This is a genomic window from Mesobacillus sp., assembly GCF_049588175.1.
In the GTDB taxonomy this organism is placed as follows: Bacteria; Bacillota; Bacilli; order Bacillales; family Cytobacillaceae; genus Mesobacillus.
Genome location: NZ_JBAVFI010000787.1, coordinates 1 through 9,009, shown reverse-complemented (window position 1 = coordinate 9,009; position 9,009 = coordinate 1). Strand labels below are relative to the sequence as shown.

General features: G+C 42.1%; 7 protein-coding genes and 1 riboswitch. Of the genes, 6 read left to right on the top strand and 1 reads right to left on the bottom strand.

The window, feature by feature from the left end:
* Nucleotides 1–112 precede the first annotated feature (112 nt).
* From WB217_RS19180 to WB217_RS19170, 3 genes are all read left to right on the top strand, one after another.
* Nucleotides 113–2,407: a thiamine pyrophosphate-dependent enzyme gene (locus WB217_RS19180; RefSeq protein ID WP_423994934.1), complete on the top strand. Its 2,295-nt coding sequence runs from the start codon at nt 113–115 to the stop codon at nt 2,405–2,407.
* A gap of 226 nt (nt 2,408–2,633) precedes the next feature.
* Nucleotides 2,634–4,214: a PAS domain-containing sensor histidine kinase gene (locus WB217_RS19175; RefSeq protein WP_423994932.1), complete on the top strand. Its 1,581-nt coding sequence runs from the start codon at nt 2,634–2,636 to the stop codon at nt 4,212–4,214.
* Between the two features lie 110 nt (nt 4,215–4,324).
* On the top strand, nt 4,325–4,909 hold the full coding sequence (locus tag WB217_RS19170; RefSeq protein WP_423994930.1) for a metalloregulator ArsR/SmtB family transcription factor: 585 nt from the start codon (nt 4,325–4,327) through the stop codon (nt 4,907–4,909).
* A 69-nt stretch (nt 4,910–4,978) separates the two neighbouring features.
* Here WB217_RS19170 and WB217_RS19165 read toward each other — a convergent pair whose 3' ends face one another.
* Complete coding sequence (locus WB217_RS19165) at nt 4,979–5,761, bottom strand: carbon-nitrogen family hydrolase (RefSeq protein WP_423994929.1); 783 nt, start codon at nt 5,759–5,761, stop codon at nt 4,979–4,981.
* A gap of 128 nt (nt 5,762–5,889) precedes the next feature.
* Between WB217_RS19165 and WB217_RS19160 the strand changes: the two genes are divergently transcribed.
* The 3 genes from WB217_RS19160 to WB217_RS19150 form a co-directional block, all read left to right on the top strand.
* Nucleotides 5,890–7,083, top strand: a complete 1,194-nt coding sequence (locus tag WB217_RS19160) for a pyridoxal phosphate-dependent aminotransferase (protein WP_423994927.1) — start codon at nt 5,890–5,892, stop codon at nt 7,081–7,083.
* 71 nt (nt 7,084–7,154) lie between these two features.
* A riboswitch (SAM riboswitch) is annotated at nt 7,155–7,263 on the top strand.
* Between the two features lie 96 nt (nt 7,264–7,359).
* A complete protein-coding gene (mtnW, locus tag WB217_RS19155; RefSeq protein WP_423994926.1) occupies nt 7,360–8,583 on the top strand; it encodes a 2,3-diketo-5-methylthiopentyl-1-phosphate enolase in 1,224 nt (407 codons plus the stop codon).
* On the top strand, nt 8,580–9,009 hold a 430-nt coding region (locus WB217_RS19150; protein ID WP_423994925.1), incomplete at its 3' end, for an MtnX-like HAD-IB family phosphatase. The genes mtnW and WB217_RS19150, both read left to right, overlap by 4 nt.

The window sequence follows — 9,009 nt, the reverse complement described above, 5'->3', positions numbered from 1 at the left end:
GTGTGGAGGCGTGCCCGACTTCAGCGTTGAGCGAGCTAAGGGAAATGATTGGCTACGCAGACGAGAATAGAGTTAAGCACAATTATCCATATGTGACTGGAGGGGTTAATTAATGTCCATTTTAGAAGAGAACCTGACAACTATGACTGCTGCAGAACAGCTTACTACCTTTGAATCTGGCAATGAAATGGCTGCCATGGCTGCAGCACAAATCAATTATCATATAATGGGATATTTTCCAATCACCCCTTCTACAGAAATCGCTCAGTTTCTTGACCAAATGAAGTCCAGGGGAGAGCATGACATCAAGCTGATTCCTGCGGATGGAGAACATGGATCAGCAGGTATCTGTTACGGTGCTGCAGCCACTGGTGCCCGCGTCTTTAATGCGACAAGTGCGAATGGCTTAATGTATATGCTTGAACAGCTGCCAGTCCAATCGGGTACTCGCTATCCTATGGTAATGAACCTGGTGACAAGATCAATCAGCGGTCCACTTGATATTCGCGGGGACCACTCTGATTTATATTTTGCCTTGAATACAGGCTGGGTTATCTTGACTGCAAGGACACCACAGGCTGTTTATGACATGAATATCATGGCATTGAAGATTGCCGAGCATTCAGATGTACGCTTGCCTGTGATGGTTGCATACGATGGTTTCTTTACCTCTCATCAAAAGCGAAAAGTGAACTATTTTAAAGATCGTGCAGTGGTTCAGAAGTTTGTCGGAGAGACTCCAACTGAATACAATTTCGCGAGAGATCCGAAAAAGCCTGTGACAATCGGTGCCCACATGAATGGTGATGATTTAATCAATAACCATTTCCAGCAATCTGAAGCCATGTACAAAGCGAAGGATGTATATAAAGAAGTTGCTGCTGAATATGCTGAATTGTCTGGAAGAAACTATGGAATTCTTGACTTGTACAAAATGGAAGATGCAGAGGTTGCTTTATTCTTATTGAACTCAGCTGCTGAATCTGCAAAGGATGTTGTCGACAAGCTCCGCGAGAAGGGGATCAAAGCTGGTGTGATTAGTCCCAATATCATCCGCCCGTTCCCTGCTCAAGAAATCAGGGATGCCCTTGCGAACGTCAAGTCATTGCTTGTTGGTGAACGTGCCGACTCTTACGGCGGTCATGGACCTAACCTGACACATGAAATAAAATCTGCCCTTCAGGAAGACAAAAATAATACTACGATTGTCCTAAGCAGAGTATTCGGACTTGGTGGCAAGGATTTTTATGCTGATGATGCAGAGGCCTTCTTCACAATGGCAATTGATGCAATGGAAAAGGGGTATGCCCAGAAGCCTTTTGATTACTATGGCCACATTCCTGGAGATAAGGAAATTACCTTGAAGCAAGTCATTGAACCACAGCATGGTGATGTGTATAAATCAGGGCTCATCCAGATAACCAGGGATGATGAAAAAAATAAGCTCAATGTGAAAATACCGCCATTGCGCTCTCTGACTACAAAACCGAAGCGAATTGCCTCTGGCCATGGTGCATGTCCAGGCTGTGGGATCTTTGGCGGACTTGAACTATTCTTTAAGGGAATCGAAGGCGATATAGTCGTGTTGTTCCAGACTGGTTGTGCATATGTCGTAACAACTGCTTATCCGCATACTTCTCACAAGCAGACCACCATCCATAATCTTTTCCAAAATGGTGCTGCGACCTTATCAGGAACACTCGAAGCATTCCTTGAATTAAAGCGCAGAGGAGAAATTGAAGTATCTGCAGATGCCACTTTCGTCATGGTTACAGGTGACGGCGGTATGGACATCGGCATGGGTTCAGCAATCGGTACTGCTTTGCGCGGACACAAGCTGATCATGCTAGAATATGATAACGAAGGCTATATGAATACAGGTTCACAGCTTAGCTACTCTACTCCGTTTGGTCATATGACAAGTACATCGAATGTAGGAAAAGCTCAAAAGGGTAAGGCGTTCCACCATAAAGATACAGCCCAGATTATGGCATCAACGAACATTCCTTATGTCTTTACAGGAACAGAGGCATTTCCTCAGGACCTTGTCAAAAAGGCTGCCAAGGCTCAATGGTATGCGCAAAATGTTGGAACGGTCTATGGCAAGCTGTTGATCACTTGCCCGTTAAACTGGAAATCAGAAGATCGTTATGGACAGACAATCGTGGAAGCTGCAGTCAATTCCAACTTCTTTCCGCTATATGAGGTTGAAGAAGGAATCACGAATATCACCTATGATCCAGAAGTGAAGAATAAAAAGATTCCTTTAGCAGAGTGGCTGAAATATATGGGTAAAACAAAGCATTTGCTCAAAGAGGAAAACAGTGAAATGCTTGCTGAATTTGAGCGAGAAGTCGAAAAAAGATGGCAGCGCCTGAAAGCAAAACACGATAACGAGTACCTATAAAATACTCGAGAAGCAGGGAAAACTTCCTTGCTTCTATTTTTTTGTTTTAATAGTCTCTTAGACTCTTCTCACGACCGAATCTTTGTTCACTCCCTAAAGCATAATATAGTTATAAAGTTAAAAGCAGCAAGTAAAATTAAACGAAAAAATCCCCGATTTTAAAGGGATTTTTACTATTGATGTAGAAACTACTAGAAAAATGGGAATTCGACAAGGAGGCTTTCGGGTGAATAGTGCTAACAACCTTGATGATATAAGGGCACTGAAAGAGAAAATAGCCGTTTTAGAACGTGAAAATTCCTCGTTAAGAGAAATCGCTTTTAATAAACAGCAAGTGACAGCGGACTGCTCTTTCGCTCCTGAATCCGTCTTAGACCATAAAGGACCTTTGGTAAAAAGGTTTACTGAAAATGAAGGGCTGTTTAAAAACCTATTTTTCGAAACCCTGGATGGCATCGTATTTTGGGGCAAGTGTGGGAAAATATTTGCTGCTAATGAAGCTACCTGCAAAATTTTCGGGTTAACGATCGAAGAACTGCTTAAGTACAAAATCTCTGATTTCATTTACCGAAAAGATGAGAAATATAGTGAAATGAAACAAATCTTAAAAGAAGAAGGAGCATTGCGCGAGCAGACTTTCTTTTTACTTCCAAGCGGTGAGAAAAAGCTGCTTGAATTCACAGTCAAGCTGAATGCTGGCGATGGCTACAACATGACGATTGTCCGTGATATTAGTGATCGATATCGAATGGAGCAGAAGCTGCGAAAAAGCGAAGAAAGATTCCGGAAAATATTTGAGGGATCCATAGAGGGCATGATTCTTTGGGATGAAAATTGTAATTTCTATGAAATCAACCCATCTGGTATGGAATATCTTGAACTAGCAGCAGAAGATCCGGGTGAAAGAAATTTCAGGAAGTTATTTACTAGACTTGGGATCCCGGATGATGAGATAGGAGAGAGAAAAGAGTCGCTTCTCCGTAAAGGTAGATTGGATGGCAGAATGACAATCCAATTCAAAGAAGGCAGGATGAAGCATTTCGAATATACGGTAAAACACCATCTTGTCGACAAGTTGAACCTGATTATTTTTAGAAATATTACTGAAAAAGTAGAAATGGAAGCACAGCTGCGCAAATCTGACACTCTAAACATCCTTGGTGAGCTTGCCGCAGGCATTGCGCATGAAATCCGCAACCCGATGACCGCGCTTAAAGGATTTATCCAGCTGCTTGAAAGCAGTACTGGAGATGCATACTCATTATATTTCCAAGTCATCACAACTGAACTTCAACGAATTGAATCCATCATCAATGAATTCCTGATACTAGCCAAGCCACAGGCAATTAAGTATATCCATACCGATATTAAAAAAATCATGCGGGAAACGGTGGATCTTCTTACTGCCCAGGCGGTTCTGCATGATGTCCAATTTAAAACCATTTACGATAACGATTTGCCAGAACTGCTCTGTGAACCTAATCAACTAAAAAAGGTCTTTATTAATATCATCAAAAACGCAATCGAAGTGATGCCAAAGGGGGGTTATGTTACTGTCACAATCAGCCCGGCTCCCGGAGACCGGATACATATTACCATCAGGGATGAAGGAGAAGGAATCCCAGCAGAAAAAGTAAAAAAGCTTGGAGAGCCATTTTACACCACAAAGGAAAGAGGCACTGGTCTTGGATTGATGGTAAGTTTTAAAATAATAGAGGAGCATGGTGGATCAATTGAGGTTGAAAGTGAGGTAGGACATGGAACAGCCTTTCATATTTACCTGCCATTGCAAAAAGAGACAGTTTGATTGAAAATTCAATCGGACTGTTTTTTTTAGGCTTTTCTTTTATAGATAATTGCAGTATTATTAGATACATACCTAATTAGATGTTTGTTTAATTTAGAAGGAGGAGAATTATGCAGCTGGATAAAATTGTCGCTTTCCACAAAGCGATGGGAGATCCTACAAGGATAAGAATCGTCGCTTTGCTGACGAATGGTCCATTACATGGGCAAGCGATTGCTGGAAAACTTGGCCTTACGCCACCCACGATCACTCATCACATTAAGAAGCTTCGTGATATAAACGTAATTTATGAGCGCAGGGACAAAAACACAATTTATTTTCATTTAAACGGATCTGTCATCATGCAGCAGGCAAAGACCCTGAGCCGGCTGATTGAGAAAAAGGAAGGGGAGGTGGAAGTTATGATTGAGCGTAATTTGGAGAGCAAAAAAGTAATCGAAAATTTCATTACGAAAGACGGAAAGCTGAAGAATATTCCTGCACAGAGGAAGAAAAAATTGATGGTATTCGAGTACATTGTCCGTGGGTTAAAGGCAGGGAAAAAGTATCCTGAGAAGGAATTGAATGAATACATCAAGAAGTTTCATGACGACTATGCAACGATCAGGAGAGAATTCATCATCAACCATTATATGTACAGAGAAAATGGGATATATGAACTGAATCCAGAAGAAATGTGGGCAAAGCCGGAATAACTCTTATAAGCCAAAAAACCGCTCTAATAAATGTGAGAGCGGTTTTTTATGCATTTGAACAGCAAATAATTAATATAGTTCAGGCCTGCGGTCTGCAAAAATTGGTATTCTGCTTCTCGCATCTTTTACCTGGTCAAGGTCAATTTCAGCTGTAAGAATCTCCTGTTCTTCCCCTGCTTCAGCAATTATGTCTCCCCATGGTCCAATGACCATGGAATGGCCTGCGAATTTATTGTTAGGGTCAGATCCTGCACGATTGCAGGCGATTATATAGCACTGGTTTTCAATTGCCCGTGCAAGGAGCAGAGCCCTCCAATGCTCGAGACGCTGGATCGGCCATTCAGCAACGACGAACATTGCTTCAACCTCTTCAACAGCGTGTGCGCGAACCCATTCCGGGAAGCGTATATCATAACAAATCAGTCCAGCAAATTTTCGGCTTTCCAATGAAAAAAGCCCTTTTTGCTTTCCAGCTGCAAGATATAAGTGTTCATCCATCAGCTGAAACAAATGCAATTTACTATATTTCCCTGCAAGCTCTCCACTCTGATCGAACACAAGCATTGTATTTTCTATACCAGCCTCCGTTTTATTAGCTACAGAACCGCCGACAATATGAGCATTGTGTTTGGTGGCACTATATTTTAAAAATGCTGCGGCTTCTCGGGCCTCTGTATCAGCTTGATCTTTTAGGTTTGCTAAATCATAACCAGTAGTCCAAAGCTCAGGGAGCACGATAATGTCTGGCTTTTCAGAGCTAGCTTTTTCCATTAGGCTCATTGCAGTATCGTAGTTTTTTTGCGAATTTCCAAATGCGATGTCCATTTGCAGACAGGCTATTTTTAATTTCATCTTAAATCACCGCCATAATTTCTGAAAATTATTTCTTTACAAGTTACTATTTACGTTATATCATTTGTGACTAGAATTTCAAATTAAAATTTTCAAAATATAATAAGTTCTTTAAGCAGGTGAAAAAAATGGAGTTTCAACAATCAGACTTATTGAAGAGCCTGCCCAAGCAATTCTTTGCATCTCTCGTCCAAAAAGTAGGGAGATACACTGAGCAAGGGGCAGATGTAATCAACCTTGGTCAAGGTAACCCGGACCAGCCGACTCCTGGACATATTGTCGACAAATTAAAAGAAACGGCTGAGAATCCGCTTAACCATAAGTATTCTCCTTTCAGGGGAATGCGTTCGTTCAAGGAAGCAGCAGCAGAATTTTATAAACGGGAATACGGGGTCCATCTTGATCCTGAAGACGAAATTGCGATTCTATTTGGGGGAAAGGCTGGCCTTGTCGAAATTCCTCAATGCTTGCTTAATCCGGGCGAAACGATTCTTGTCCCTGATCCTGGTTATCCTGATTACTGGTCAGGTGTTGAACTGGCGAGAGCGAAAATGGTGACAATGCCTCTTAGGGAAGAAAATGGTTTTTTGCCAGATTATACGGAGCTTAAAAAGGAAGTTTTATCCGAAGCAAAGTTGATGTTTCTTAACTACCCGAATAATCCAACAGGGGCCATCGCTGACGAGAATTTTTTTGATAACACGATCAGGCTTGCGAAAGAAAATGAAATTTGTGTGGTTCACGATTTTGCCTATGGCGCGATTGGGTTTGATGGAAAACATCCTTATAGTTTTTTACAGGCGGAAGGCGCCAAGGATGTTGGAATAGAAATTTATACCCTTTCTAAAACGTATAATATGGCAGGCTGGCGTGTTGGCTTTGCCGCAGGGAACAAAAGTGTGATTGCTGCAATCAATTTGCTTCAGGACCATATGTATGTCAGCTTGTTTGGCGCGGTTCAGGAAGCAGCTGCAGAGGCTTTACTGGGCTCGCAGCAATGTGTTTCCGAATTGAATGCTTTGTATGAATCCAGAAGGAATGTGCTGGTCGAAGGGCTAAAAAATATCGGATGGAATATTACAGCTCCAAAAGGCTCATTTTTTGCTTGGCTAAAAGTTCCTGAGACGTTTACTTCTGTTGAATTTGCTGATTTCTTATTGGATAAAGCACATATCGCGGTGGCGCCAGGAGTAGGATTTGGTGAATTTGGAGAAGGGTATGTCAGGGTAGGTTTGCTTACATCCGAGGATCGCCTCAGGGAAGCTGTAAGCAGAATTGAAAGCTTGGGAATTTTCAAAAAACATATTGACAATGATTTATGAACCTGACATAATCCTAATTAATAAAAATTTTTTAACTAATTAAACCATTTAAATAACTTAATAAAATTATTTTCTTATCAAGAGCAGGTGGAGGGACGAGCCCTATGAAGCCCGGCAACCGACCCAGCATTATTGCTGGGCACGGTGCTAATTCTTGCAGCGGAAGCTGATAGATAAGGAGATGTTAGTTTATTCATCTAACCTCTTCTTTTCGAAGAGGTTTTTTTTATGCCTGTTCTAGCAGGACGATTTTTGTTTTAGAAGGGAATGAGCTTCATGAGTGAAATTACAGCAACGTATTTTGTACATGATTCAAAGCATAATCCAGAGAAGAAGGCCGAGGGAATCGCACTAGGACTGACAGTAGGTTCATGGACAGATTTGCCAGAGCTCGATCAAAAACAGCTTAAAAAACATAAGGGTAGAGTGGTTTCTGTCGAAGGAACCGGCCTTGACAGCAATTCAGAAACGGTCGCGACAATTAAAATTGCTTATCCCGCCTTGAATTTTTCACCAGATCTGCCGGCGATTTTAACAACAGTCTTTGGGAAGCTCTCGCTTGATGGCAAAGTGAAATTAGTAGATCTCCAATTTGACGATGAGCTAAAAAAGGCTTTTCCTGGACCGCGATTTGGGATTGAGGGCATTCGCAGTAAATTAGGCGTGTATGATCGCCCGTTATTAATGAGTATCTTCAAAGGTGTGATTGGCCGCGATCTTGATTTCCTGCTTAAGCAATTACGGGAACAGAGTCTTGGTGGAGTAGACCTTATCAAGGATGATGAAATCCTGTTCGAAAATGAACTTACCCCTTTTGAGAAGAGAATCTCGCAAGGGAAGAAGGTTTTGGAAGAAGTCTATGAAACTACCGGCCACAGAACCTTATATGCTGCCAATCTTACGGGAAGGACTTCTCAGTTAAGAGATAAAGCAAGGAAAGCGGCTGAACTTGGTGCTGATGCATTGTTATTCAATGTTTTTGCATATGGATTGGATGTCCTCCAGGAATTGAGGGAAGACGATGAGATTAACGTACCCATCATGGCACACCCGGCTGTAAGCGGGGCCCTGACTTCTGCTGAAGATTATGGATTTTCACATTCCTTGCTCCTTGGAAAATTGGTGCGCTATGCAGGGGCGGATTTCTCTTTGTTCCCGTCGCCTTATGGAAGTGTGGCACTTGAAAAGCAGCAGGCCATTTCCATCTCAGATGCATTAACCGCAGAGGATCTTTTTAAAAAGAGCTTCCCAGTGCCATCAGCTGGGATTCACCCCGGTATGGTACCACTCTTGATTAATGATTTTGGATTGGATTCAATTATCAATGCAGGGGGCGGTGTCCATGGTCACCCAGGTGGTGCCCAAGGTGGAGGCAAGGCGTTCCGGCAGGCAATTGATACTGTGCTGAATGGCAAAACACTTGAAGAAGGAGCATTGGAGCATGATGAACTCAAGATCGCTTTAGCTCTATGGGGTTCAACAGAGGCGGTGTCAAAATGATAAATCCAGTAATATTTTGTGATTTTGACGGGACGGTAACTGAAAAAGACAATATTATCTCAATCATGAATAAATTTGCACCTCCTGGCTGGGATGAGCTGAAGGATGCAGTACTGGACCGCCGTGTTTCAATCAGAGAAGGAGTCGGCAAGATGTTTTCTCTACTGCCGGTTAGCCTGAAGGATGAAATCATTCATTATGCTTTAGAAAATGCTAGGATTCGCCCTGGCTTTCAGGAATTTCTTGAGTTTGCGAAAGAGGAAAGTATCCCGGTATATATCGTCAGCGGAGGAATTGATTTTTTTATAGAACCAATCATTGAACGCTTTGGACCGTTAGCAGGAGTTTATTGCAATGGCTCTGATTTTTCAAAAGAGACAATCAAAATAGAATGGCCAAACAGCTGCGATGAGCAATGTACCAGTG

Excerpts from the sequence above, each read along its gene's own strand:
- WB217_RS19180 (WP_423994934.1), top strand. The coding sequence starts at position 113 with ATGTCCATTTTAGAAGAGAACCTGACAACTATGACTGCTGCAGAACAG.
- WB217_RS19170 (WP_423994930.1), top strand. The coding sequence starts at position 4,325 with ATGCAGCTGGATAAAATTGTCGCTTTCCACAAAGCGATGGGAGATCCT.
- WB217_RS19160 (WP_423994927.1), top strand. The coding sequence starts at position 5,890 with ATGGAGTTTCAACAATCAGACTTATTGAAGAGCCTGCCCAAGCAATTC.
- WB217_RS19165 (WP_423994929.1), bottom strand. The coding sequence starts at position 5,761 with ATGAAATTAAAAATAGCCTGTCTGCAAATGGACATCGCATTTGGAAAT.
- mtnW (WP_423994926.1), top strand. The coding sequence starts at position 7,360 with ATGAGTGAAATTACAGCAACGTATTTTGTACATGATTCAAAGCATAAT.